This is a genomic window from Mycobacterium sp. (assembly GCF_032159775.1).
GTDB lineage: Bacteria > Actinomycetota > Actinomycetes > Mycobacteriales > Mycobacteriaceae > Mycobacterium.
The window spans coordinates 1-24,779 of record NZ_JAVHWK010000218.1; the positions used below are offsets into that span (position 1 = coordinate 1).

The following is a 24,779-nucleotide window of genomic DNA, read 5'->3' on the forward strand; positions in this document are numbered from 1 at the left end:
GCTCACGCTTTCCACTCTTACACAGGTCGCAGGCCCCGCTCCGCAGAACTAGGCTCACCTGCGATGAAGCGAATTCTGACCGCGGCAGCGCTCTCGGCCGCCGCGCTCACAGGTGCGCCGTCGGCGCGAAGATGAGTTACGCGCAACTCGTCGATGAGGTGAAACGCGACTACGGCACCGTCGACTACTACCAGGGTGCTTATTTGATCAATCAGGCCGTCAATGAACTATGCCCCGCACAGATCTGGCAGCTGCGGGAGTCGGCGGCAAGTTACACCGTGCCCGCTTGAGCACGAAAACGGCGGCGCCCCAAGGACGCCGCCGTTTCAAGCAGTCTCTGCCGATTAGGGGCAGCTGACCTCGATTTCGAATGGTTTGTTGGCGGGCTGCATCGGGTTGGCCATATCAACGCCGACCGCGGTGCCGGAGATCTTGTAGGTGCTGCCGTCCTTTTCGGCCTTGGCCTCACCCTGGCCCGCGTTCTCCTGGAATCCCAGCGTGACGCCGTTGACGTTGCCGAGGCCGACCGAATGAACGGTTGGGCTGTCGCCTGTGCTGACAACGGCCCCGATACCAGTGGTGGCATCGCCGATTGCGATGTTGACGTTCTCGCCCATCGTGCTGCAGACGACAGTGCCCTGCACGGCCTGGTCCTTGCCATCGATCGTCACAGTGCTCTTGCCCTGCGCTGAGGCAGCCGAAGACGTATCCCCGCTGGTCTCGGACTTCTTCTCCGACGAACAGCCCGACAGACCGGCGACCACAATCGCCGCGCCGCCTATGGCGACCACGAACCCACGCTTCACCAGTGTTCTCCTTTTGTTATCGCGGACCGTCGACATCGGCGGACCGTCCCACAGAGTATGGAGGGCTGCCTACGCGCGGTCTTGATATTGCTCGAAATTTGCCTGTGCACCTGCTGCTGATTGAATACACATCGTGTCAGTGCCGTCTTTCAGCATCGAAGCGGAGCTTCCCGGACGGCTGGGCCGCGCCGGTGTCATCCGAACACCGCACGGAGACATCCACACTCCCGCCTTCATCGCCGTCGGCACTCAGGCCACGGTCAAGGCGGTACTACCCGAAACCATGAAATACCTTGGGGCACAGGCGCTTCTAGCGAATGCCTACCATCTGTATCTGCAACCCGGCGCCGACATCGTCGAGGAGGCAGGCGGACTCGGTGCGTTCATGAACTGGCCGGGACCGACGTTCACCGACAGCGGCGGTTTCCAGGTGCTGTCGCTGGGTGCAGGCTTTCGGAAGGTGCTCGCGATGGACACCGAGCGGGTCACGGCTGACGACATCATCGCCGAGGGCAAGGAGCGGCTGGCCCGCGTCGACGATGACGGCGTCACCTTCACGTCGCACCTGGACGGATCGACACACCGGTTCACCCCCGAGGTGTCGATCGGGATCCAACACCAGATCGGCGCCGACATCATCTTCGCGTTCGACGAACTGACGACCCTGGTGAACACCCGCGGCTATCAGGAGGAGTCGGTGCAGCGCACGCACCGATGGGCGGTGCGGTGCCTTTCTGAACATCGCAGGCTGGCGGCGGCCGAACCGGGCCGCAGCCCGCAGGCGCTGTTCGGCGTGGTGCAGGGGGCGCAATACGAGGACCTTCGGCGGGAAGCCGCCCGCGGGCTGGTGTCGGTGGTCGACGACGACGGCCGCGGGTTCGACGGCTACGGCATCGGCGGTGCGCTCGAGAAGCAGAATCTGGCCACCATCGTCGGCTGGGTCAGCAGCGAGCTGCCCGCCGATAAACCAAGGCACCTGTTGGGGATCAGCGAGCCCGACGACCTTTTCGACGCCGTCGCAGCGGGCGCCGACACATTCGACTGCGTATCGCCGTCACGCGTGGCGCGCAACGCGGCGGTCTATTCGGCGAGCGGCCGGTACAACATCACCGGGGCTCGTTACCGCCGGGATTTCACACCGATCGACGACGAATGCGACTGCTACACGTGCGCGCACTACACCCGCGCCTACATTCACCACCTGTTCAAGGCAAAAGAGATGTTGTCCGCCACTCTGTGCACCATCCACAACGAGCGTTTCATCGTGAGGCTCGTCGACCAGATCCGGATGGCGATCAAAGCAGGGGAATTCGACGAGCTGCGCGACCATGTCCTCGGCCGGTACTACCGGAGCTGACCGCTAGAGTTCGACTTCGGTCAACACGCGTGCGGTCGGCGGTCCGACGAGAGCAGGCGCGGACTCGGGCGACGACCAGATCTGGTTGATCAGAAGTTCGCGGAAATCACTTGCTGCGTCGAGGTTCTCGAAGCTCAAGTTGATCACGACGTAGTTCGGGTCGTCATCGAGCTGGTACGCCTCGGTGCGTATGACGCCGGCCGCCTCACGAGCGGGCGCCGACTTCTTGAATGCCTCTAGCCAGACCGACAATTCGCTGATCTCGTGCTCGATGTGCAGGACGGGCATGGGAACAGTGTGGACTACCGTCGTGGGTATGACTTCCACCTTGCTTGATGCGCGCGTCGCGGCCGCCCTTCACCGGATGTTCGCCGAAGCCGATGCGCAGATGCCACTGCTTGGCGAGATGATGCGCCGAGACGCGGTCCCCGGCGAGTCCAGCGCGCAGGACCGCGCCGACGCGTTGAGCGAGTTCTACCTCCCGGTTACTCCGGAAGCGGGCCGGCTGCTCTACACATTGGTGCGGGCATCCCGTCCGACGACCGTGGTCGAGTTCGGCATGTCGCTGGGCATCTCCGCGATCCACCTGGCGTCTGCGGTGCGCGACAACGGGGCCGGCCGGGTGGTCACTACGGAGCTCAGCGAGAACAAGGTGGCCATCGCCTCAGCCAACTTCGCCGACGCCGGGCTCGACGACGTGATCACCGTGCTGCACGGTGACGCGCTGGAGACCCTGGCGTCGATCGACGAGCCGGTGCAGTTCGTGCTTCTCGACGGATGGAAAGACCTCTACCTGCAGGTGCTGCAGTTGCTCGAGCCGCGACTGGCGCCGGGAGCGCTCATCGTCGCCGACAACACCAGCATGGCGGGCCTTGCGCCCTACCTCGACTACATGCGCGACCCGGCCAACGGCTACGTCAGTGTGCACTTCCCGGTCAGGGATTCCGACAGCATGGAGATCTCCTGTCGGACGTGATCACGGGTCTGCCAGGGTGCACACCTGGCCACGGAGCGCCTACAGCGGGTTGAGGATTCGGTCGAGGAACTGGCGCGTCCGCTCTTCCTTCGGATCGCCGATCACCTCGGCGGGTGGGCCCTTCTCGAGGATCACCCCCTGGTCGGTGAACAGCACCTGATCGGAAACCTGCTTGGCGAACTGGATCTCGTGGGTGACGATGACCAGCGTCCAGCCCTCGATGGCCAGGTCCTTGATCACCGAGAGCACTTCGCCGACCAGTTCGGGGTCCAGCGCGGACGTCGGCTCGTCGAAAAGCACCACTTTTGGTTTGAGCGCCAGTGCGCGGGCGATGCCGACGCGCTGCTGCTGGCCGCCCGACAGCTGGAACGGATACTGGTCCCGCTTTTCGGCGAGGCCGACCTGCTCCAGTAGCTCGGTTGCATCGGCTTCCGCCTCCTCCTTGGGCCGCTTCTGCACAGTCACCGGTCCCTCGGTGACGTTCTGCAGGACCGTCTTATGCGGAAAAAGGTTGTGCGACTGGAAGACAAAGCCGCTCTGCGCGCGGTACTTGCGCAGCTGGTCATTTGACACCGGTTTGGAGAAGTCGACCTCGACGCCATCCGCCCCGCCGACCCGGATCACCCCGGCGTCGGGCTTGTCGAGCGCGTTCAGCGCCCGAAGCAGCGTCGTCTTGCCCGAGCCCGACGGGCCGATGATGGCCGTCGACGTCCCCCGCGGCACGGTGAACGACACACCCTTGAGCACTTCATTGTCGCCGAAGGCCTTGTGCACGCCTTCTGCGGTGATCCTGTCTTCACGGGGCTCAGTCATCGTGCCACGTACCTTTCCAGCCGGCGTTCGACGCGGTTCTGACCGAACGAGAGCGCCAGGCAGACGACCCAGTAGTAAACCGCGGCAGTGAGATATAGAGCGAGGAACTCGAATTTCGGTGCGGCGATGATCTGTGCCTGTCGCAGGAGTTCGGTGACCAGAATCGTCGACGCCAACGACGTGTCCTTCAGCAGTGAGATCAACGTATTGGACAACGGTGGCACGGCGACCCTCGCCGCCTGCGGCAGGATGACCCGCCGCAACGCCCCCACATAGGTCAGGCCGATAGTCTCGGCCGCCTCCCATTGCCCCTTGGGGATGCTCTGAATCGACGACCGTATGACTTCCGCGGCGTAACCGCCGACGTTCAACGAGAAGGCGATGATCGCGGCCGGCCACGGATCGATCTTCACGCCGAGTTCAGGCAGCGCGTAGAACACGATGAACAACTGCACGAGCAGCGGGGTGCCTCGGATGACCGAAATGTAGAACCGGGCGATGTTGGTCAGAATCAGGTTCGTCGACAGCCGGGCCAGTGCAACCGCCAACGCGATCACGATACCGATCACGAACGTGATGATCGTCAGCGGAATTGTCTTGGTGATCGTCGCCTTGGCCAGCGGACCAAGGCTGTGCAGGACGAGCTGCCACGTCGATTGGTTCGCATCGGGCGCCGGCGGTGTGTCCGGGCCGCCAGAAGCATTCGCTTTCAGATATTTCTGCGAGATGTCGGCCAGCGTGCCGTCGGATCGCAGCTCATCGAGCGCCTTGTTCAGGTCGGGCAACAGACCGCTGTCCTTGCGCGCGGCGAAACCCTGCTCGCTCTTCTCGCCGACGTTCCCAGCGATCTTGACGGTCTTGTCGCCGGTCTCGGCGAGGTAGGCGTACACCGCGATGCTGTCGTTGACGACGACGTCCACCCGGCCCTGATTGAGCAACGTGATCGCCTGGGTGAAGCCCTCGACGGCCTCGACCCGGGCACCGGCCTTGCGGGCGACCTCCGACCAGTTGCTCGTCGCATTCTCGGCCGCGACCTTGCCCTTCAGATCGGCGAGCGACTTGATCGAGTTGTCGTCGGCGCGGGTGACGATGACGCCTTCGCCGACCGAATACGGCTCCGACAGGTCGTACTTGGCCTTGCGCTCGTCGTTGATCGTCACCTCGTTGGCGACGATGTCGAAGCGGTTCGCCTCCAGCGCCGCGAACATCGCATCCCACGGAGTCTCGACGAATTCGACTCTGACACCGAGCTTTTCGCCGACCGCCTTCGCGACGTCGATGTCATAGCCGACGAGGTCGCCGGAGGACGAGTCGTGGTAGCTGAACGGGGAGTAGACGCCCTCGGTGCCGACGCGAAGCACACCCGATGACTTGACCTGGTTCTCGCCGGAAGAGCCACCGCATGCCGCGAGTGCCAGCAGCGCAGCGAGCAGCATCAGGGCCAGGACGGGTTTTCTGACGTAGCGCACCGGCGGACGCTAGCAAGTCGCTGAGGATTGCCCAAGGGTTCTGCTCAAGTCACTCGGTATCTCAAGTCACTCGGTATATAGGATCACCGCGCAATGCCACAGGAACTGACCGCCCAACAGGCCGCCACGCGGCTCGACCCCGAAGACACTCTGGGAATGCCCCTGGGGCCCGGTCAGCCGCCCGCGTTCCTGCGTGCGCTCGGCGAGCGCGAGGACTGGACGGATCTTCGCGTCTACGGCGCGCTGCTCGCGGTCGGTACCGAACTGTTCTCGCGTCCCGGCGTGCACTACCTCTCCGGTTTCTACGGTCCACTCGAGAGGGCGTTGCGGGATTCGGGCGCCGACATCGAGTTCACCCCCGCGGATTTCCGCCGCTTCGGTCCTTTGCTTCAGGCCCAGTCCCCGCGGGTGATGACGACGGTCGCAACGCCGCCCGACGCAGACGGTTGGTGCTCGCTGTCGCTGCATGCTGGCGGCACCATCGGTGAACTACACCGTGCGGGCGCCGACCCGAACCGGCTGCTGGTCGTCGAAATCTCCGACGCCTACCCGCGGACGTTCGGGTTTGGCGAAGAACATCGACATGCGCTGCACACCGACGAGATCGACGTACTGGTGCGCTCGACGGACGCGCCCCTTGCCCTGCCGGGAGGCGAGGCGCCGCCGAGCGACGTCGACAAGGCCATCGCCCGGCACACCGTCGATTACATCCCGTCGGGTACGACGCTGCAGACCGGGATCGGTTCGATCCCCAACCAGATCGCGACGGTGCTGGCCGAAGGCGACGGCGGTGACTACGGGCTGCACAGCGAGATGTTCACCGACGGCTGCATGAAGCTGCATCGCGCGGGCAAGGTCACCAACACCGGCAAGAGCCAGTACGACGGTGTCAGCGTGACGACATTCGCGTTCGGGTCACCGGAGCTCTACGAGTGGTTGGACGGCAACTCCGACGTCGTGTTTTTGCCCGTCGAGATCGTCAACGCACCCGACGTGATCGCATCGAACAACGAGATGGTCACGATCAACGGCGCGCTCGCCATCGACATACACGGGCAGGTCGTCGCCGATACGATCTCGGGCGGCCAGTTCAGTGGCATCGGCGGGGCCGAGGACTTTGTGGCGGGCGCCGGCCTCGAACTGTCGGACCGGTCGCTGATCTGTCTGCCGTCGACTTTCGAGAAGGACGGGGTGCTGCAGTCGAGAATCGTGCCGTGGTTCGGTCCCGGAGCGGTGATCACGACGCCTCGGCATCAGGTCGACGTGATCATCACCGAATACGGCGCTGCCGAACTGGAGGGCCGAACCGTACGCGAGCGTGGCCAGGCGCTGGCGGCGATCGCGCACCCGCAGTTCCGGGATGGCCTGCTTGCCGCCGCCTCACGTAGCCGGTGAGTAGATCCACGGTTCGCGCGGCAGCGCGCCGGGGTCGAACTCGTTGAGCATCCCGGTCAGTGTGGTTGCACCGAACCCTAGCGATCCGGCGATCTGCTCGAGCGCACGCGGCATCCCGATCTGGGCCAGTGTGACCGCACCGTCGCGCTTGGCCAACCGCGCGCCGTCGCCGTTGAGGACCAAGGCGACGTGTGCGTACGTCGGCTCGCGATAGCCCATCAGGGTGGCGAGGTACGCCTGGCGAGGCGACGATGCCAGCAGATCGTCGCCGCGTACCACCTGGTCGACGCCCTGTGCCGCGTCGTCGATGACGACCGCGAGGTTGTATGCGGTCACCCCGTCACCCCTGCGGACCACGAAATCGTCGACGATGCCGCTGTATTCACCGTGCAGCAGGTCGCGAACGGTGTGGGTGGTGACGTCAGTGCGCAACCGCAGCGCGGGCGGCCGGCCCGCGGCGTCGCGACGGGTATGGCGCTCGGCGTCGGTCAGGTCGCGGCAGGTGCCAGGATAGGCTCCCAGCGGGGCGTGCGGCGCACGCGGCGCCTGTTGGATATCCTTTCTGCTGCAATAGCATTCGTACAGCAGTCCGCGTTCGGCCAACCCCGCGACGGCGTCGTCGTAGCGCTGTGGATGGTGCGTCTGCCACTGCGCGGGCTCGTCCCACGTGAGCCCGATCGCCGCCAGGTCGTCGAGCTGACGCAGACCGATGTCGGTCTGCGTGCGATCGTCGAGGTCGTCGACCCGCATCAAAAATCGTCTGCTCGTCGAGCGGGCGAACAGCCATGCCAGCACCGCCGTTCGCAGGTTGCCGATGTGCAGGTCGGCCGACGGGCTGGGCGCGAACCGGCCCGCGCCGGTTGGGGTCACGCCCGCAATCTAGCGGATATCAGTCACGCTCCCACGGCGCCGTGTCGCCCATCTTCTTGTAGTACTTGGCCAGATGGTTCTTCACCCGTTCGGCGTCGTCCCTACCAATGTTGATGCCGCCGCGGGCGCCGTCCATGATGGCGCCTGCTGCCATCACAGCGCGCGGTACCGCTTTCAGTTTCCCGTCGACCACATCGGCGATCAGCAACTTGTACGCGGTGAAGTTGTCCTTCTTGTCGCCGTCGTACCAGAGGTGGGCGTCGCGGTATTTCTTGTTCGGCTCGTCTTGCGCGTCCGCCCATTTGCGGACTCGTTTCTCCGCCGCGTCGCCGTCCCATTCGCGGTCACGATCGGCGAGCGGCAGATCCTGAAATGCTGACACGGACATAGGAAGTGCGTGCCCGCAGGGGCGCGCGACTAAACGCCGAGCGCGTCTGTGAAGGCGCTGTAAAACCAGTCGACATCTGCCAACGAGAACACCAGCGGCGGTCGGATTTTCAGCACGTTGCCGTCGTGGCCGCACACCGAGATCAGTACCCGCCTTTCCCGAAGCGCGTTGACGAGTCGACGGGCTTCCGCGCGGTCGGGGACCCTGCTTTCCGGATCGGCGACCACCTCGACGCCGACGTAGAGTCCGGCCCCGCGGACGTCACCCAGCCGGTGATCGTCGATGCTCGCGAGCTTGGCCCGCAACGCGTCACCGACCGTCGCGGCGTTGGCCATCAGGTGCTCCCGCTCAATGACATCGAGCACCGCCGACGCCGCGGCGATCGACACGGGGTTGCCGCCAAAGGTGTTGAAATAGGGCACTGCGCGCGCGAACGGTTCGAGCACGTCGGGCCGCGCCGCCATGGCCGCTATTGGTATGCCGTTCCCCATCGGCTTTCCCGTTGTCACGATGTCGGGGACCAGGCCGTGCCGGTCGAAGCCCCACATCGACGCCCCGGTGCGGGCGAAGCCGGGCTGTACCTCGTCGGCGATGAACACCCCGCCGCGGTCGCGCACCTCGTCGACGGCGCGGCCGAGCACCGCGGTGTCGGCATAGATACCGTCCGACGAGAAGATCGTGTCTACGATCAGGCTGCTCATGCCGTAGCCCGCCGCGATCAGTTCGTCTGCGGCCCGCGCCACGTCGGCGGTGAAGCGCGCCGCGACCTCGTCGGCGTTCACCCGGTAGGTGTCGGGCGGGTCGACGACGCGCACGTTGGGACCGACCATGGTTGCGCCGCCCAGCGACGGCGAGATCGCGGTCGTCGACGCCGTGTTGCCGTGGTATGCGTCGCGGGTTATCACGACGCCCGTTGCGTCAGTGCGCATTTCGGCGACTCGAAGCGCTAGGTCGTTCGCTTCCGAGCCCGTGCACGCGTACATCACCTGGTTCACGGCGTCCGGCATGGACGCCAGCAGTCGTTCGGAGTACTCGACGATGCCGCGGTGCAGGTAGCGGGTGTGCGTGTTCAGCGTCGCCATCTGCCGCGAGACCGCCTCGACGACGTGCGGGTGACAGTGCCCGACGCTCGCCACGTTGTTGTAGGCGTCCAGATATCGGACGCCGTCGGCGTCGAACAGGTGGCTGCCCTGCCCACGCACCAGGTGCACCGGCTGGTCGTAGAACAACCGGTACGCCGGGCCGAGCACCCGTTCGCGGCTGACGATCAGCGGATCCGCCGTGCCTTCCGCCCGGTAGCTGTTGGAGTCCATGATGTTGGAAAAGCTCACGGCCAGTGCCTCCGGCATCGCAGGTTGATGACGCCAGTCTGCTGCATAACAGGGCGTGCCTCACACTATGGGAGTGCCAGGACTGCCTGCCGATCACCAGAGGTATGCGCGCGCCGCCTTGCCGGCGTACGGCCGAGACCCCGACGCGCCGCTGCGGCTGCTCAGCCTGTCCGAGAACGCCACCTACCTGGTGGACGGCGCCGAACCGATCGTGCTGCGGGTACACCGCGCCGACTACCACTCGTGCGAAGCGATCCGGTCGGAACTCGCCTGGATGGCGGCGCTGCGCGAACAGACCGATGTCGTCACGCCACGTCTGATCCCGGCACGGGACGGAAGCGAGGTCGTGACGGCCGTTCACGACGACCTTCCGCTCAACGTCGACGCGGTGACGTTTGTGTCGGGATGTACCGCCGAGGAACGGCCGGAGGCGGTCGGCTTCGACCAACTCGGCCGGATCACCGCAGCCATGCACGACCACGTCGCACAGTGGCAGGCGCCCGACTACTTCACCCGGTTCTCGTGGGACGCCGACACCATGATCGGGCCAGACGGCCGATGGGGTGACTGGCGGCACGCGCCGGGGCTCACCACCGCCGATGCCGCGGTGCTCGAACGCACAGCGACCGAACTGGGGGTCAAGCTGGCCGAGTTCGGTTGCACCCCCGATCGTTTCGGTCTGATTCACGCCGATCTGCGGATGGCCAACCTGATGATCGACCCGCAGGTGGATGGCGGCGCGATCACAGTCATCGACTTCGACGACTGTGGATGGTCTTGGCACCTCGCCGATCTCGGCGCCGTGGTGTCGTTCATCGAAGATACTCCGGAAGCCGAAGCGATGATCGCGGGCTGGCTGGCGGGATACCGCGAAACTCGGGATTTGCCCGTCGAACACCTCGACATGATCCCGTCGTTCGTGATGCTGCGGCGGCTGCAGCTGACGGCATGGGTGGCATCGCACGCGCAGGCCGACAGTGCCATCGCGTTCGCCGACGGTTTTGCCGAAGGGACGGCGCGTTTGGCGCAGCGCTACCTCGGTGACACGGACTGGCTGAAAGACGTCATCTACACGTAGCGGGTCTGCCCCTTGGCGGTTGCTGTCGAGAGCCCGTCCAGCGCCTGGTCGACGTGGTCGGTCCAGCGTGCCGGCTGAATGCGATGTACGGCCGAGTCACCCTGAAAGGCACTGGAAATCACCACATCGGGTGACAGCGTGCGCAGCAGCCGAAGACTGGTGGCCAATGCGTCGGCGTCGCCGATGCCGGGGATGTAGCCGGCCCACCACTCGCCTGAGTCACCGAGGACAAGGGTGTCGCCGGTGAACAGATAGCTGCCCTCGGCACCGTCCGCCACGTAGCAGGTGCTGCCGGGTGAGTGGCCGGGCGTCGGGATGACCTCGATTCCGTCGCCGTCGATGTGACGGCTGCCGAGCGGAACGTCGACGTGCGCGTGCTGGCCGATCTCGAGCAGCTCGGCGGCAGGGGCGTGCAATGACGAGTCGAAGTGGTCGGCGATCTTGGCAAGTATCGGGCCTGCCTCGTCGCGATGGGACAGGTACTGGTCGGAGATGCCGCCGAGTTCGTCGAGTTCGTCGAAGTCGGCATCCGTTGCGGTGGAATAAAACAGCGCGTTGGGGCCGGTCCACAGGAAAGCGTGGGTGGTCAGCCCGGGAAACGGCGAGTCGGTGCGGGTCTGCCAGAGGTCAGTGAGAACTTTTTCCATCAGACCAGCCTGCAACCTCAACATCAGTTGAGGTCAAGCGTCACAAGCCCGGGACGATGTCGCCGAGGGCGAACGTCACCGGCTGCTCCAGTTGCGTGTACGTGCACGAGCGCGGATCGCGGTCGGGCCGCCAGCGATTGAATTGTGCTGTGTGGCGGAACCGTTCGCCTTCCATGTGGTCGTAGCGGACCTCGACGACCCGTTCGGGCCGCAACGGAACGAATGAGAGGTCCTTGCCCGCATTCCAGCGGGAGCCCTCGTTCCTGCGCGGCGTCCGGTCGCCGGACATGTGCGCGGCCCAGTTCCACGGATGTTCGTCGAAGGTGGTGACGAGCGGCTGCAGGTCGATGAGTAACGCTCGCCGCCTGGCCATCGGAAACGCGCCGATAACGCCGACCGACGCAAGTGTGCCGTCGTCCTTGTAGAGCCCGAGCATCAGCGAGCCGATCGCGTCCGCACCGGACTTGTGCAGGCGGTAGCCGGCCACGACGCAGTCCGCCGTGCGCTGATGCTTGATCTTGAACATGATTCGCTTGTCCGGAAGGTAGGGGATCGCCAGCGGTTTGGCCACGACTCCGTCGAGGCCGGCGCCCTCGAACTCGGAGAACCAGCGGTGCGCGAGGGCAGCGTCGGTGGTCGCAGGCGTGACGTGAAACGACGGGCCTGCGCCTGCCAGGGCATCGACCAGGGCGGCGCGCCGCTCGCTGAACGGGCGCTGGGTGTAGTCGTCGTCGCCGAGGGCAAGCAGGTCGAAGGCGATGAACGAGGCAGGGGTCTGCTCGGCCAGCATCCGCACCCGCGACGCGGCGGGGTGCAGCCGCAACTGAAGCGCCTCGAAGTCCAGCCCGCCGTCGGCTGCGATGATGATCTCGCCGTCGACGACGCACCGGTCAGGTAGTTCTGCGGTGGCCGCGGCCACGAGTTCGGGGAAGTAGCGGGTCATCGGGCGCTCGTTGCGGCTGCCCAGCTCGACCTCGTCGCCGTCGCGGAAGCAGATCGACCGGAAGCCGTCCCATTTGGGCTCATAGGAGGCGTCGGGCGGGATCGATGACACCGATTTCGACAGCATCGGCGAGACCGGCGGCATGACGGGCAGCTGCACTCGTCCATTGTCGCCTCGACCGATGACATTGCCCGGGTCCGAGGGTCTACGTGAGTATGGACACCGTGGACCTTCCTGTGCAGCCCCCGATCGAACCGATGCTGGCCAAGGCACAGACCAAGGTGCCCGACGAGGCGGGGGTGTGGTCCTACGAGCCGAAGTGGGACGGCTTCCGGGCGTTGCTGTTCCGCGACGGCGACGACGTCGTCCTACAGTCGCGCAACGGCAAGGACCTCGGCCGGTACTTCCCCGAGCTTCTGGTGGCGCTACGTGGCGAGGTGGCAGGGCGCTGCGTGCTCGACGGCGAAGTCGTCGTCCCCCGCGAGATCGGTGGCCGCATGCGGCTGGACTGGGAATCGCTTTCCCAACGCATCCATCCGGCCGCCAGCCGAATCAAGATGCTCTCCGAGGAGACCCCTGCGCACTTCATCGGATTCGACGCGCTGGCGGTCGGTGACAAAGCGCTGCTCAAGGAGTCGTTTCGGGTCCGTCGTGAGGAACTGTCGGCGGCGGTGCACGAAAAGCAGTGGTGTCACGTCACCCGCACCACCGAGGATCCCGAGCTGGGGGCGCAGTGGCTGAACACCTTCGAGGGCGCGGGTCTCGACGGCGTGATCGCCAAGCGCCTCGACGGGCCGTACCTGCCGGGCAAGCGCGAGATGGTCAAGGTGAAACACGCGCGCGACGCCGACTGCGTGGCCATCGGTTACCGCATCCACAAAAGCGGCGAAGGCATCGGTTCGATTCTGCTGGGGCTCTACCGCGACGACGGCGAACTTCAGATGATCGGCGGCGCAGCATCATTCACCGCGAAAGATCGGATGAAGCTACTGGCTGACCTCGAACCGCTTCGCGAGGGTGACCAGCCTGTCGACGGTGAACCGAGCCGGTGGAACTCGGCTGCCGACAAGCGCTGGATTCCGGTGCGGCCGGAGAAGGTGTGCGAGGTCGCCTATGACCAGATGGAGGGAAACTCGGTGCACGGCAGACGATTCCGGCACGCGGTGAAATTCCGTCGATGGCGCCCCGACCGAGAGCCGCAGAGCTGCACCTTCGACCAGCTCGATGTGCCGGTCAACTACGACCTCTACGACGTACTGGAGTCCTGAAATGGCCACCAAGGCAGAGGAGATCGACGTCGACGGCGTGGCCGTCCGGCTCACCAACCGCGACAAGCCCTACTTTCCGAAGCTCGGCTCGAAGGGGACCAAGGGTGCCCTGTTCGACTATTACCTGTCGGTTGCCGACCGGATGGTGAACCTGCTGCGCGACAGGCCCGTTCACCTGCAACGGTTCCCCGACGGCATCGAAGGCGAGGAGATCTACCAGAAGCGCGTACCGCAGAAACACCCCGAATACCTCGAGACGTGTCTGATCACTTTTCCGTCGGGCCGCACGGCCGACGCGCTCAAGGTGACGCATCCGTCGGCGATAGCGTGGGCGGCGCAGATGGGCACCGTCACACTGCATCCCTGGCAGGTGCGCTGCCCGGACACCGAGCACCCCGATGAGCTCCGCATCGATTTCGACCCGCAGCCCGGCACGGGGTTCGCCGAGGCGCGGACCGTCGCCGTCGACGTGCTCAAGCCGTTGCTCGACGAACTCGGCTTGGTCGGCTATCCGAAGACGTCCGGCGGCCGCGGTGTGCACGTCTTTCTGCGGGTCACCCCGCAATGGGACTTCATCGAGGTGCGCCGGGCAGGCATTGCGCTGGCCCGCGAGATCGAGCGGCGCGCGCCGGACGCCGTCACCACGTCGTGGTGGAAAGAGGAGCGTGGCCAGCGGGTGTTCGTCGACTACAACCAGAACGCGCGCGACCGCACCTTCGCATCGGCGTATTCGGCGCGCAAGACGGCGATCGCGACGGTGTCGACGCCTTTGACGTGGGCCGAACTGGCCGACGCCGATCCCGACGACTTCACCATCCAGACCGTGCCGGACTTCCTGGCAGGCCGCGACGACCCTTGGGCCGACATCGACGCGAACGCTCAGTCGCTGCTACCGCTGCTCGAGATGGTCAAGGCCGACGAGGAGAAGGGCCTCGCGGATCTGCCGTATCCGCCGAGCTACCCGAAGATGCCGGGCGAGCCGCCGCGCGTACAGCCCAGTAAGAAGGTTGCCGCCAATTGGGATGACGACGGAAATGCGGTCAAGGACGCATGAAAGGGCCGCGGCGATTGGTGCCTCGCCGCGGCCGGTTTCACGAGTAATCGCGCGTTAGAACCAGACTTTTCGGCCGCCGACAGGGCGCCCGACCTGTCCGAGGATCAACAGCACAACGCCAATGACGAGCAAGATCCACCCGATCGTCGCGATGATGGCGGGTACGGGCAGCAGATAACCCACAAGAATGAGGATCACACCGAGAACGATCACGGTTAGTTAGTTCCTTCCGTCGCGTCAATATTCGACTCTGGAGTACCTCATTGACCCGCAGTTCAAACCGACGGAGTCGAATTCGTGTCAGTTCATCGAGTGCGAGGGAAACCGAAACCGGGCCAGTCCCTGATCGCGGGCCGTGCCCACCCAGATCTCGCGGCCGACCTGTAGGGCGGCCGTTGCCGCGCCGAACGTGTCGGGTCCGTACTCGATGAGCTGTTCGGTTGCCAGCGTCTCGGGGTCAACGGAGATGATCCTCGAGGGGATACCGAGTCGCGGATTCCTGCTGAAGTGGCCGTCGAGGAATTCCCGCATGCTCGCGCCGTAGGTGCCCGCGGCCAGAAGCCTGCCGGAGGCCGTCCAGGTGAGGTTGTCCACCATGATGCTGACATTCACCGTCGCGGGGTCTGGGTCAGCGGCGCCCCGGCGAACCTTCCTGAGGCAGCGCGAATTCCACCCGCCGATGTAGAGCCACTGCCCGTCGGGTGAAACTGCCACGCCGTTTGCCGTGTTGATCTGCGTGCCGGGCAACGCCGCCCAGCCGCGGTCCGGCGACCATTCCAGCACACCACCCGTGTCGGCACCTGCAATCGCCTGCTCGACACTCACCCCGCTGCTGCCTTCTGGGTCTCCAGTGGTGCTGACTACGAACCCGTCGTCGACGGCGGCGACGTCATTGCCGACGGTGCTGCCCGGAAGTCGCACCCCGCCAATCCATTTCAGGGATGGGCGAGGTGCGTCGAGGTCGACGTCGAATACCTCAATCGACTCGTTGCCGCCGTGGTTCACGACGTACAACTCGGTGCGGCCGTCGGGCCGCAGCTTGACGTCGATGCCGTGCGGTCTGAACTTCAACGGATTGAGATCGGGCTGCTCAACGAACCTCCGGGGGTCGAGGGCAGAAGTTCCGCGGTACGGGAAGATCTCGTTGCAGGCGCCGTCCGCCACGCTCACCGCATAGAGCCGTCCGAGCGGCGCGGTCGGGCCGGTCATTCCCGACGTCAACACCCATTCGCCGCCGGGGGCCACGGCGAGATCCTCAGCATTCACCGGCCCGGAGATGTAGCCGGCCAGCTGATCGTGCATGCAGACAAGAATTACCGCAATTAGTGATGTTTGCTTAAGTATTGGACTACTTCAGTGAATAAGCATCAAAACCGGAGTGGGCTGGGCGGCGCTGGGTCATCGTTGGGTCGTGAGTCGCCTTATCGCAGCGCTGGCCGTTTTCGCGGTCGTCGTCGCAGGGCTCGGGATCACCATCGCGGTGCTCACCTCGAGCAGCAAGGACCAGCCTCCCGCTGCGCCGAGGACCTCGTTGGTACCTCCGCCACCGCGGACTCCGCAGGTGCCGACGCCTGTCGAGTTTCAGCTCAACGTGGTGGTGACGGAGCAGAACTGCGCGGTGCCCGCAGAATGCCTGTACAAATACCGCATCGAGCCGAAATACATTGGACTACACCCGTTGCCGAACAACGAGATCAAGGTCATCTACCAGGTGACCGGAGGGCATCAACCGCAGACCGGCGACTTCACCGTCCAGGGCGACCAGGCGCGGGTACTGCAGGACGTGCCGCTCGAGGGTCCGCCAGGCGCGCGCCTGCAGGCGACAGTCACTAAAATCGTCGGATCGGCGCCGTGAACGCCTGGCTCCTCTTCGTTCTCGTCATCGCTACACAACCGCGGTGCAGGGCCCGATGCCGTCGACTCGGGGAAGTGACCAAAACCGCGAATCGCGTCGAGCATCCCGGTGCCGCGACGCATTGTTAGCGCTATGACGTCGTTGTCGCTCCTTCGCGCTGGAGAGGGGCTGCCACGCAGCGTCCAGGGTGCGGCCGACCCGCGCTTCGCCAACGTCATCCGGATCTTCGACGGGCTGTTCCCCGGCCGCCGGTTCGGCGGCGGGGCCCTGGTCGTGTACATCGACGGCAAGCCCGTCGTCGACGTCTGGACGGGCTTCTCCGATCGGGACGGAACGTCGCCGTGGACCGCCAACACCGGTGCGATGGTGTTCTCGGCGACAAAGGGTGTGGCCGCTACCGTGGTCCACCGGCTCGTCGACCGCGGCCTGCTGGACTACGACACCCCGGTCGCCGAGTACTGGGCCGAGTTCGGCACCAACGGCAAGTCCGACATCACCGTGCGCGACGTGCTGCGACACCGGGCCGGCCTCTCGCACCTGAAAGGGGTGACCAGGCAGGACCTGCTCGACCACCACCTGATGGAGCAGCGGTTGGCCGAAGCGTCCGCCGATCACCTGCGGGGATGGCCCGCATACCACGCGCTGACGTTCGGATGGCTGATATCGGGTATGTGCCGAGCCGTCACGGGGATGGGCATGCGCGACCTCATCCGCGACGAGGTGGCGCGTCCGATCAACACCGACGGGCTGCACCTGGGCCGCCCGCCCGCCGGATCGCCGACGAAGGTGGCACAAATCCTGATACCTCAGAACGCGCGCCCCAATCCGGTGTTCGACTTCGTCGCACCGCGGGTGGCAGGTCTACCGTTCTCGGGTGCGCTCGGCGCGATGTATTTCCCCGGCATCAGATCTCTTGTCCAGGGCGACATTCCGTTCCTCGACGGGGAGGTGCCGGCAGCCAACGGTGTCGTCACCGGCCGCGGCCTCGCCAAGATGTACGCGGCGATCGCCAACGGCGGAGTGATCGACGGCCAACAGTTCCTTTCACCCGAGATGACAGACGGGCTGATCGGCAAGCCGAAAGTGCGGCCCGACCTGAACATGGTGGTGCCGATGCCGTTTCACCTCGGCTACCACGAGTCGCCTATTCCCGGGCTGCTGAAAGGATTCGGCCATATCGGCCTCGGCGGCACCATCGGCTGGGCCGACCCGGCGACCGGCAGCGCATTCGCATTCGTGCACAACAGGTTGCTGACGGCCATGGTGTTCGACATGGGCTCGTTCGCGGGGATCGCGCGTCCGATGCGCAGTGCCATCGTCGCCGCCCGCAGCGCAGGCGCCATGGCGGTGCCCCGCTACGGTGCGACGTTCCGCAGGGCCGATGAGCATAGCGACGCATCGAAGAAGCGGGTAGCAGGTAGACGCCAGGCAGCAGCAAACTCGGCCGCGGATGGGCATAAGGGCCGGGCAGGCGGTCGTTTGCGTCGGGCGTTATAGTGGTCCGCGGACGCCGGAAGATGTGCAATACCAACCTCTTTGGCCGACGGGGCGCACCAAGCGGTTCGGCGCCGTGCACCGCAGGACAAGTTGCCGAGGGGATTAAGCGTGATCAATCTGAAATACGTAGCAGCTGCAATGTTCGTCTCGACTCTTGCCGCGGTCGGCATCGGCGCGGGTGTGGCGAATGCCGTGCCTACCATCGCGGGGCCACAGTACATCTCGGAGAACGGACCCGGCCACGGAGACGGACGTGGACACGGGCACGGCCATGACGACGACTGGTGGTGGCGGGACAACGGACCCACGCACTGGGACCCGATCGACGCCTGTGTCGGTGTCCAGGGCCCGTTCGGCTACGTGCAGGGCAGCGCCTGCATCTAGCGTCGGCTCAGCCGTTGGTCGGGACGACGCCGCGGGCCTGAGGTAGCGGCAGATCGTTGTATGTCGCGATGCCTGGTGCCGCGGCGACCACGGCCGGGATCGAATGGATCGGCGGCATCGCCGTCATGATGTGGCCAAGGACGAAGAAGTCTTCGAGCGTCTTGGCGTTCTCGATCATGTCCTGCGGCGGCAGGAAGCCGACCGTCATGTTGACCGTCGGTCGGCCCTCGATGGTGATCTTCCAGCCGTCGGCATCGAGTTTCCAGTCCGGCTCCAGCGTCTGGCCCTTGCGCCACCGCACGTTGAGGTCGACGACGGTCCTGCCGCCGACCCGGCCCTGCCAGCTGGCGAAGACGCCTGCAACGTGGCCGGCCTTGATGGTCCACGACGCCATTTCCAGGTCCTCGGTGGTCTGGGCGTACTCGGTTTCACACACCACTTCGTCGAGCTCGACGCCGAGTGAGTCGGCGACCAGTCGCACCGCTTCCTCGAAAACCGCCGTGCCGTTGGCGGCCATCGGACCCAGATCGGGGTCGTCGATCGCGGCGCCGAAACCCGCGGGCCGCTCGGTATCGGGTGAGTCGTAGAGGGTGGTGTCGGCGGTTTCGGCGATGATGACCTTGTCCACGCGGTCGCAGGCTGTCGCCGCGACGATCGCCAGCAGGTCGGCGAACCCGGGGCTGACCCCCGAGCCGAACATCGTCGCCCCGCCCTGCCTGCAGGCTTCCTCGATCCGGTCGCGGCCGTCACCGAGGTTGCCGCCGGTGATGAACGACGCGGAGGTCACCACGTTCACTCCCGCCGACAGGATTTTCACGAGCTCGTCGACATTGATCCACATCGGGTTGTAGATGACGCAGTCGGGCTTGAGCGCCAGCAGCGCATCGACGTCGTTGGTGGCCTTGACGCCGAGTGGTTCGATGCCGACCAACTCGCCGACGTCGACCCCGGCCTTGTCCTTCGACCAGGCGTAGCAGCCGACCAGCTCGTAGGTCGGATTCTTCGTGATCGCTTCTACCGAGCTCTTTCCGACGTTGCCCGTCGTCCACTGGACGACGCGGTAAGGGGTGGTGTTTGGCACTCGCTCAGCATAGGGAAGGCGGTGCGGTTCCAGCGGTGGCTTTCGGCCACAAAATTGACGGTTGCGGTCAGGACCCCAGCGTCGCCTTGCCGGTGCGCTGCTGACCGCTGCGGTCGACCCAGGTCAGGTCGATGACATCGCCGGGGTAGTGCCGATCGAGAATCTGAGTCAGCGCGGTCGCCGAATCCAGCGGTGCACCGTCGATTGTGGTGAGCACGTCGCCGTCAACGAGACCGGCCGCCTGAGCTGGACCGCCGCGCAACGCCTCACGGATGACGACGCCGGGCACCTGTGCGGCCTGATCCCCCGCGGCGACACCGACACCCAGCAGCGTGGGCGGTCCGATGTGCACGGTGTCCGACGGCGCCCGCGAACGGATCTGGTCGGCGATACCCAGCGCCTGGTTGATGGGAATCGCGAAGCCCTTACCGCCCGGCGCGAACCGGTAGTTCACGGTGGCTGCCGTGGTCACGCCGACCACCTGGCCCGCACCGTTCACCAACGGGCCACCGGAATCGCCCGCGCGGACGCCGGCCGCGACCTCGATCAAACCGGTCAGCTCGTCGGAGCTGCCGGTCAGCGCGTCCTTGGCCTCGATGGTCCGGCCCAGCTGCGTGATGGTGCCCGCTTCGCGGGTCGGCGGGCCGCCCGGATTGGCGTTGCCGATGGCCACCGCGGGCTCCCCGATGGTGACGGCGGCGGAGTTGCCCAGCGGTGCGACAGGCAGGCCGGAGGCTCCGCGCAGCTGCAGAAGTGCGATGTCGTGTGTGCGGTCGTAGCCGATGAGATCCGCGCCGAACGACTGGCCGGTGCCGACGTTGTGGGCGGTGACGGTGTCGGCACCCTGCACCACGTGGAAGTTCGTCAGCACCTCGCCGTCGGGGTTCAGCAGGAAACCGGTGCCCGCACCGATGGCGTGCTGGTAGTCGATCGTGGTGTCGATCTGCACCACGGCGGGTTCCACGGACGCGATCGCAGTGTCCAAAGGCGCCGCAGAAGCGATCGCCGGGCGGATCGGCGCCACCAGTGTCATCACGGCGGCCAGCGCGATCAGCAGGCGATACAGGTGTAAGCGGGGCATATGGACACTTTCGGCTGGGGACGGTTTCTCATTACATCGTGGCAATGACTGGTTCCCCTGTCGACGCGGGGCTAATCGTCGACGGCGACGCCGCCGCGCGACCGCCTGCGCTTACGCAGGCCGATCTTGCCCCCTGCTCGCCGGTTGCGCAGACCTCCGCTCGCGGACTCCGAGCCGTTGGCGGCGCCGGTGTCATCGGTTTCGGTGTCGGTCTCAGTTTCGGCTGCAGTCACGTCGTTCCCGGCGTTTTCCGCGGTCACCTCGGCCGGCTCGTCGGATTGCTGTTCCTCGACCTCGGCCGGTGCCTCGGTTTCGGACGTTTCGTCGTCGCCGGTGGGAGCCGCGGCTTCCGCGCTGACGGCGTCCGCATCCTCTGCGGCTTTGCGGCGCCCGCGCCGGCCTTTCTTCGCGGCCTTCGGCTTGAGCGGTTTGGGCGGCGGCGGCGGAAGCTCGGCCACGAACGCGAGGTAGAACGCGAAGATGCCGAGCAGCGCGATCGCGGCCGCGGCGCCGTAGATGCCGAAAAGCCAGCGACCCGCGGTGTCCACGTTCAACCAGATCTCGCTGATCGCGGTGCCGATGATCAGCACACCGGCCAGCACGTGCAGCCCGATCGACGAGGTTCGCAGGCTCAGCGCCAGCGCAGGGGTGCCCAACTCGGGCTTGCGGGTGCGAAGAAGTGTGAACACCACCGGCAGCGCCGCAAGGCCGATAACCGCACCCGTGACGATGCGCAGCCCGGTGCCCAGCGTGTGGCTGGTCGTGCCCATCAGCTCCGGCCACCGCGGAAGTACGAAGAAGAAGTACAAGACGCCGGCCGCGATCGAGAACGACGCGTGCCAAGCCACCGCAACTTTGCGGCCCATACTCCTCCTGTCGATTTCTGGACCGGGGAGCGACCAGCTCTCACTGCCCAACTGGTCGCCCCTCGGACCAAGTGCGGAGGATAGGGGATTTGAACCCCTGAGGGCTATTAACCCAACCCGCGTTCCAGGCGAGCGCCATAGGCCACTAGGCGAATCCTCCGCGGGCCATGGTAACCGACCTGCCTAACAGGGCCGTCCAGGCTGGGGGCTACCACGTATTACACTCGCCGTGGACCCCGCGCGGCGTCTATCCTGTGAACTCCCCCAGGGCCGGAAGGCAGCAAGGGTCAATGGGCTCTGTCGGGTGCGCGGGGTCCCCTTATTTCCTCCGACATTGAGGACGCATCGTGTCGTTTCACTCGCTCGGCCGCGAGGAATTGCAAGCGCAGCACCAGTCGCAGAAGAACAACTACGCCGACCTGCAGGCCAAGCAACTCAAACTCGACCTGACCCGCGGCAAGCCGTCACCCGCACAGCTGGACCTGTCCAATGCGCTGCTGGACCTGCCGGGTTCGGGGAAGGACGCGTACCGCGACGGTGAGGGCACCGACACCCGCAACTACGGCGGGCTGCACGGCCTGCCAGAGCTGCGCGCCATCTTCGGCGAGCTGCTCGGCATCCCGGTGCAGAACCTGATCGCCGGCAACAACGCCAGCCTCGAACTGATGCACGACGTGGTGGTCTTCTCGTTGCTGCACGGCGGGGTGGATTCGGCGCGGCCATGGCGCGACGAGCCCACCGTCAAGTTCCTGTGCCCGGTGCCCGGCTATGACCGGCACTTCGCCATCACCGAGAGCCTCGGCGTCGAGATGATCAACGTGCCGATGCTCGAGGACGGTCCCGATGTCGACCTGATCGAGGAGCTCGTCGCCGCCGACCCGACCATCAAGGGAATGTGGTGCGTGCCGGTGTTCTCCAACCCGACCGGCGTCACGTTCTCTTGGGAAAAGGTGCGACGGCTGGTGCAAATGCGAACGGCCGCAAACGATTTCCGGTTGTTCTGGGACAACGCATACGCGGTGCACACCCTGACCCACGACCCGGTGCAGCAGATCGATGTGCTGGGGCTGGCCGCCGCAGCGGGTAACCAGAACCGGCCGCTGGTGTTCGCGTCCACCTCGAAGATCACGTTCGCCGGCTCGGGCATCAGCTTCTTCGGCGGATCGCTTGCCAACATCGCCTGGTATCTGCAGCACGCAGGAAAGAAGTCGATCGGCCCCGACAAGGTCAACCAGCTTCGCCATCTGCGGTTCTTCAAGGACGCCGACGGAGTCAGGCTGCAGATGCAGCGTCATCAGCAGCTGCTCGCCCCCAAGTTCGCGCTGGTGGGCGACATCCTCGGCGACCGGCTCGGTGAGTCGAAGATCGCATCGTGGACAGACCCCAAGGGCGGCTACTTCGTGAACCTCGACGTGTGGCCGGGCACTGCCCGTCGCACCGTTTCGCTTGCGAAGGACGCGGGTATCGCCGTCACCGAGGCCGGCGCGTCATTCCCGTATCGAAAAGACCCGGAGGACAAGAACATTCGGATCGCCCCGACATTTCCGGCGCTGCCCGACCTGCGGGAGGCCATTCACGGGCTTGCCACGTGCGCGTTGCTTGCCGCCACCGAAGCCCTGCTGAAGGACTGAGGTGTCGACCCGTCAGACCGCCTCGGTAGCCTGCTGAGCGTGGCGCTCTACCGCAAGTACCGACCCGCGACCTTCGCCGAGGTGGTCGGCCAGGAGCACGTCACCGAACCGCTTTCCACCGCGCTTACCGCAGGGCGGATCAACCACGCGTATCTGTTCTCCGGCCCTCGCGGCTGCGGTAAGACGTCGTCGGCGCGGATCCTGGCCCGGTCACTCAATTGCGAGCAGGGTCCGACCCCGACGCCGTGCGGGGTGTGCGACTCGTGCGTCGCCCTTGCGCCCAACGGGCCCGGCAGCGTCGACGTCGTCGAACTGGATGCGGCCAGCCACGGTGGCGTCGACGACACCCGCGAGCTGCGCGACCGCGCGTTCTACGCGCCTGCACAGTCGCGGTACCGCATCTTCATCATCGACGAAGCGCACATGGTGACCACGGCGGGCTTCAACGCGCTGCTGAAGATCGTCGAGGAGCCGCCGGACCACCTGATCTTCATCTTCGCGACCACGGAACCGGAGAAGGTGCTGCCGACCATCCGCTCGCGCACCCACCACTACCCCTTCCGGCTGCTTGCGCCGCGCACCATGCGGTCGCTGTTGGAGCGCATCTGCGTGCAGGAAGTCGTCGAGGTCGACGAGACCGTCTACCCACTGGTCATCCGCGCAGGCGGCGGCTCGCCCCGCGACACCCTCTCGGTGCTCGATCAGTTGCTCGCCGGCGCCGACGGCAACCGGGTGCTATACCCGCGGGCGCTTGCCCTGCTGGGCGCCACCGACGTGGCCCTGATCGACGACACCATCGACGCGCTGGCCGCAGGCGACGCCGCCGCCTTGTTCGGTGCGATCGAGGGGGTCATCGACGCGGGCCATGATCCGCGCCGGTTCGCCACCGATCTGCTGGAACGCTTCCGCGATCTGATCGTGCTGCAGGCGGTGCCCGACGCCGCCGCACGAGGGGTGGTCGACGCGCCAGGCGATGTGCTCGAGCGGATGCGCGATCAGGCCGCCCGTCTCGGAGCGGGAACGCTGACGCGCTACGCCGAGGTGGTGCACGCAGGCCTCGGCGAGATGCGTGGGGCGACGGCGCCACGGCTGCTGCTCGAGGTGGTGTGTGCGCGCCTGTTGTTGCCGTCGGCCAGCGACACGGAATCCGCTCTGCTGCAACGGCTCGAGCGCATCGAGACGCGGCTGGACATGTCGATTCCCGTCGACAGTGCCACCGCGGTGTCGGCGCAGCCGACGAAACCGTCGAAGCAGTTCGTTCGCAAGACGAAGGCCGCCGTGCCGCCACCGGAGCCGACGGCGCCGGAGGCCTCCGCGCCCGAACCCGTTGCGCCCGAACCCGTTGCGCCCGAAGCGATCGAGCCGCCGCCTCCGTCACCGCCACCCGCGCAGCCACCCGCCGACCCGGTGGTGGAGGTACCCATTGCCGTTGCCGCAGCCGGTGAACCCGATGCGGCCGCGATACGCAGGCAGTGGTCGACCGTGCTCGACAAGGTGCGGGATCGCAGCCGCTCGCTGGCGGTCATGCTCGCCGGTGCCGTCGTCCGCACCGTTGATGGCGGCACTCTGCTGCTCAACCACGAATCCTCGCCGCTGGCAAAGCGACTCAACGAGTCCCGCAACGCCGAAGTCGTTCAGGAGGCGTTGAAGGACGCCCTCGGTGTGGGGCTGAAGGTGCGCTACGAAGTCGGGACGGCAGGCGAAGTGGCCTCGTCGTCGGCCGCCGCGGTCACCGAGGTCCCCCGCGACGAGGAGGACGACATGCTGGCCGAGGCGGGCAGCGACACCTCCGAGACCGTGCGCCGCGATCCGGAGGAAGCAGCCCTTGAACTGCTGCAGAACGAACTCGGGGCTCGTCGGATCGATAGTCCTTGACGGCATAGCCGAGCAAAGCGGAGTGCTCCGATTGAATTCATGAAACGTATTTGCGCTGTAGATAATAACCAAACTGTTCAAATCTTTGGCTAACACACAGCGCTTGGCCGATCG

General features: G+C 65.8%; 25 protein-coding genes, 1 tRNA gene, 1 other RNA gene and 1 pseudogene. 13 read left to right on the top strand and 15 right to left on the bottom strand.

Translation table 11 applies throughout. From position 1 onward, the window contains the following. Positions 1-119: 119 nt before the first annotated feature. Positions 120-290: pseudogene (locus QOJ24_RS27490) on the top strand (DUF732 domain-containing protein); the annotation flags it as partial. Positions 291-344: 54 nt separating this feature from the next. Here the strand turns inward: QOJ24_RS27490 and QOJ24_RS27495 are convergent. After that, the gene (locus tag QOJ24_RS27495; RefSeq protein ID WP_526266836.1) at positions 345-806 is read right to left on the bottom strand and encodes a lipoprotein LpqH; all 462 of its coding nucleotides are present in this window, start codon (positions 804-806) and stop codon (positions 345-347) included. Positions 807-960: 154 nt separating this feature from the next. On the opposite strand from QOJ24_RS27495, the gene tgt reads away from it, so the two are divergent. Further along, positions 961-2,163 carry a tRNA guanosine(34) transglycosylase Tgt gene (tgt, locus tag QOJ24_RS27500; RefSeq protein ID WP_526266945.1) on the top strand — a complete coding sequence of 401 codons (1,203 nt, stop codon included), beginning with the start codon at positions 961-963 and terminating at the stop codon, positions 2,161-2,163. Positions 2,164-2,166: 3 nt separating this feature from the next. Here the strand turns inward: tgt and QOJ24_RS27505 are convergent, their stop codons facing one another. After that, entirely contained in the window at positions 2,167-2,451 is a 285-nt protein-coding gene (locus QOJ24_RS27505) for a hypothetical protein (protein WP_526266838.1), read from the bottom strand. 28 nt (positions 2,452-2,479) lie between these two features. Between QOJ24_RS27505 and QOJ24_RS27510 the strand changes: the two genes are divergently transcribed. Beyond that, positions 2,480-3,139 (top strand): O-methyltransferase, encoded by a 660-nt coding sequence (locus tag QOJ24_RS27510; RefSeq protein WP_526266840.1) that lies wholly within the window; start codon positions 2,480-2,482, stop codon positions 3,137-3,139. 39 nt (positions 3,140-3,178) lie between these two features. Here the strand turns inward: QOJ24_RS27510 and QOJ24_RS27515 are convergent, their stop codons facing one another. Beyond that, positions 3,179-3,952 (bottom strand): amino acid ABC transporter ATP-binding protein, encoded by a 774-nt coding sequence (locus QOJ24_RS27515; RefSeq protein ID WP_526266841.1) that lies wholly within the window; start codon positions 3,950-3,952, stop codon positions 3,179-3,181. After that, positions 3,949-5,388 (bottom strand): ABC transporter permease subunit, encoded by a 1,440-nt coding sequence (locus QOJ24_RS27520; RefSeq protein ID WP_526266947.1) that lies wholly within the window; start codon positions 5,386-5,388, stop codon positions 3,949-3,951. Before QOJ24_RS27520 ends, QOJ24_RS27515 begins: the two co-directional genes overlap by 4 nt. 126 nt (positions 5,389-5,514) lie before the next feature. Between QOJ24_RS27520 and QOJ24_RS27525 the strand changes: the two genes are divergently transcribed. Beyond that, positions 5,515-6,816 carry an acetyl-CoA hydrolase/transferase family protein gene (locus tag QOJ24_RS27525; protein WP_526266842.1) on the top strand — a complete coding sequence of 434 codons (1,302 nt, stop codon included), beginning with the start codon at positions 5,515-5,517 and terminating at the stop codon, positions 6,814-6,816. Here the strand turns inward: QOJ24_RS27525 and gluQRS are convergent. The 3 genes from gluQRS to QOJ24_RS27540 are packed head-to-tail and all read right to left on the bottom strand — an operon-like array spanning position 6,802 to position 9,405. After that, entirely contained in the window at positions 6,802-7,686 is an 885-nt protein-coding gene (gluQRS, locus tag QOJ24_RS27530; protein WP_526266843.1) for a tRNA glutamyl-Q(34) synthetase GluQRS, read from the bottom strand. The genes QOJ24_RS27525 and gluQRS overlap by 15 nt on opposite strands. Before the next feature lie 19 nt (positions 7,687-7,705). Continuing rightward, positions 7,706-8,074 (bottom strand): hypothetical protein, encoded by a 369-nt coding sequence (locus tag QOJ24_RS27535; RefSeq protein WP_526266845.1) that lies wholly within the window; start codon positions 8,072-8,074, stop codon positions 7,706-7,708. Positions 8,075-8,103: 29 nt separating this feature from the next. After that, a complete protein-coding gene (locus QOJ24_RS27540) occupies positions 8,104-9,405 on the bottom strand; it encodes a class-III pyridoxal-phosphate-dependent aminotransferase (protein ID WP_526266846.1) in 1,302 nt (433 codons plus the stop codon). A 73-nt stretch (positions 9,406-9,478) separates the two neighbouring features. On the opposite strand from QOJ24_RS27540, the gene QOJ24_RS27545 reads away from it, so the two are divergent. Further along, positions 9,479-10,483 (top strand): phosphotransferase enzyme family protein, encoded by a 1,005-nt coding sequence (locus QOJ24_RS27545; RefSeq protein ID WP_526266848.1) that lies wholly within the window; start codon positions 9,479-9,481, stop codon positions 10,481-10,483. Here QOJ24_RS27545 and QOJ24_RS27550 read toward each other — a convergent pair. Next, the gene (locus QOJ24_RS27550) at positions 10,474-11,130 is read right to left on the bottom strand and encodes an MBL fold metallo-hydrolase (protein ID WP_526266850.1); all 657 of its coding nucleotides are present in this window, start codon (positions 11,128-11,130) and stop codon (positions 10,474-10,476) included. The two genes, QOJ24_RS27545 and QOJ24_RS27550, sit on opposite strands and share 10 nt — an antisense overlap. Before the next feature lie 40 nt (positions 11,131-11,170). Then, positions 11,171-12,232: an ATP-dependent DNA ligase gene (locus tag QOJ24_RS27555; RefSeq protein WP_526266852.1), complete on the bottom strand. Its 1,062-nt coding sequence runs from the start codon at positions 12,230-12,232 to the stop codon at positions 11,171-11,173. A 56-nt stretch (positions 12,233-12,288) separates the two neighbouring features. Here QOJ24_RS27555 and QOJ24_RS27560 point away from each other — a divergent pair, with 56 nt between their 5' ends. Both QOJ24_RS27560 and ligD read left to right on the top strand, forming a co-directional pair. Further along, a complete protein-coding gene (locus QOJ24_RS27560; protein WP_526266949.1) occupies positions 12,289-13,341 on the top strand; it encodes an ATP-dependent DNA ligase in 1,053 nt (350 codons plus the stop codon). A 1-nt stretch (position 13,342) separates the two neighbouring features. Continuing rightward, on the top strand, positions 13,343-14,395 hold the full coding sequence (gene ligD, locus QOJ24_RS27565; protein ID WP_526266853.1) for a non-homologous end-joining DNA ligase: 1,053 nt from the start codon (positions 13,343-13,345) through the stop codon (positions 14,393-14,395). Between the two features lie 54 nt (positions 14,396-14,449). Here ligD and QOJ24_RS27570 read toward each other — a convergent pair whose 3' ends face one another. After that, positions 14,450-14,608 (bottom strand): DUF6131 family protein, encoded by a 159-nt coding sequence (locus QOJ24_RS27570; protein ID WP_234835069.1) that lies wholly within the window; start codon positions 14,606-14,608, stop codon positions 14,450-14,452. 87 nt (positions 14,609-14,695) lie between these two features. Next, positions 14,696-15,697 carry an SMP-30/gluconolactonase/LRE family protein gene (locus QOJ24_RS27575; RefSeq protein ID WP_526266855.1) on the bottom strand — a complete coding sequence of 334 codons (1,002 nt, stop codon included), beginning with the start codon at positions 15,695-15,697 and terminating at the stop codon, positions 14,696-14,698. Between the two features lie 109 nt (positions 15,698-15,806). On the opposite strand from QOJ24_RS27575, the gene QOJ24_RS27580 reads away from it, so the two are divergent. From QOJ24_RS27580 to QOJ24_RS27590, 3 genes are all read left to right on the top strand, one after another. Next, on the top strand, positions 15,807-16,250 hold the full coding sequence (locus tag QOJ24_RS27580; protein ID WP_526266857.1) for a hypothetical protein: 444 nt from the start codon (positions 15,807-15,809) through the stop codon (positions 16,248-16,250). Positions 16,251-16,382: 132 nt separating this feature from the next. Next, positions 16,383-17,747: an esterase/beta-lactamase LipL gene (gene lipL, locus QOJ24_RS27585; RefSeq protein ID WP_526266858.1), complete on the top strand. Its 1,365-nt coding sequence runs from the start codon at positions 16,383-16,385 to the stop codon at positions 17,745-17,747. A gap of 138 nt (positions 17,748-17,885) precedes the next feature. After that, positions 17,886-18,131 carry a hypothetical protein gene (locus QOJ24_RS27590; protein ID WP_526266859.1) on the top strand — a complete coding sequence of 82 codons (246 nt, stop codon included), beginning with the start codon at positions 17,886-17,888 and terminating at the stop codon, positions 18,129-18,131. A gap of 7 nt (positions 18,132-18,138) precedes the next feature. Here QOJ24_RS27590 and QOJ24_RS27595 read toward each other — a convergent pair whose 3' ends face one another. The 4 genes from QOJ24_RS27595 to QOJ24_RS27610 form a co-directional block, all read right to left on the bottom strand. Continuing rightward, on the bottom strand, positions 18,139-19,212 hold the full coding sequence (locus QOJ24_RS27595) for an NAD(P)H-dependent amine dehydrogenase family protein (RefSeq protein ID WP_526266861.1): 1,074 nt from the start codon (positions 19,210-19,212) through the stop codon (positions 18,139-18,141). Between the two features lie 67 nt (positions 19,213-19,279). Further along, complete coding sequence (locus QOJ24_RS27600; RefSeq protein WP_526266862.1) at positions 19,280-20,293, bottom strand: S1C family serine protease; 1,014 nt, start codon at positions 20,291-20,293, stop codon at positions 19,280-19,282. 71 nt (positions 20,294-20,364) lie between these two features. After that, positions 20,365-21,159, bottom strand: coding sequence for a lipid uptake coordinator LucA (lucA, locus tag QOJ24_RS27605; protein WP_526266863.1), 795 nt, complete (start codon positions 21,157-21,159; stop codon positions 20,365-20,367). Between the two features lie 74 nt (positions 21,160-21,233). Then, positions 21,234-21,319, bottom strand: a tRNA-Ser gene (locus QOJ24_RS27610). 68 nt (positions 21,320-21,387) lie between these two features. On the opposite strand from QOJ24_RS27610, the gene ffs reads away from it, so the two are divergent. The 3 genes from ffs to QOJ24_RS27625 all read left to right on the top strand — a co-directional run bounded on the left by ffs (position 21,388) and on the right by QOJ24_RS27625 (position 24,665). After that, positions 21,388-21,482, top strand: an RNA gene (gene ffs, locus QOJ24_RS27615) — signal recognition particle sRNA small type. Between the two features lie 24 nt (positions 21,483-21,506). Continuing rightward, positions 21,507-22,790, top strand: a complete 1,284-nt coding sequence (locus QOJ24_RS27620; protein WP_526266865.1) for an aspartate aminotransferase type Ic — start codon at positions 21,507-21,509, stop codon at positions 22,788-22,790. Between the two features lie 39 nt (positions 22,791-22,829). Next, entirely contained in the window at positions 22,830-24,665 is a 1,836-nt protein-coding gene (locus QOJ24_RS27625) for a DNA polymerase III subunits gamma/tau (protein ID WP_526266866.1), read from the top strand. The last annotated feature ends 114 nt before the right edge of the window (positions 24,666-24,779 follow it).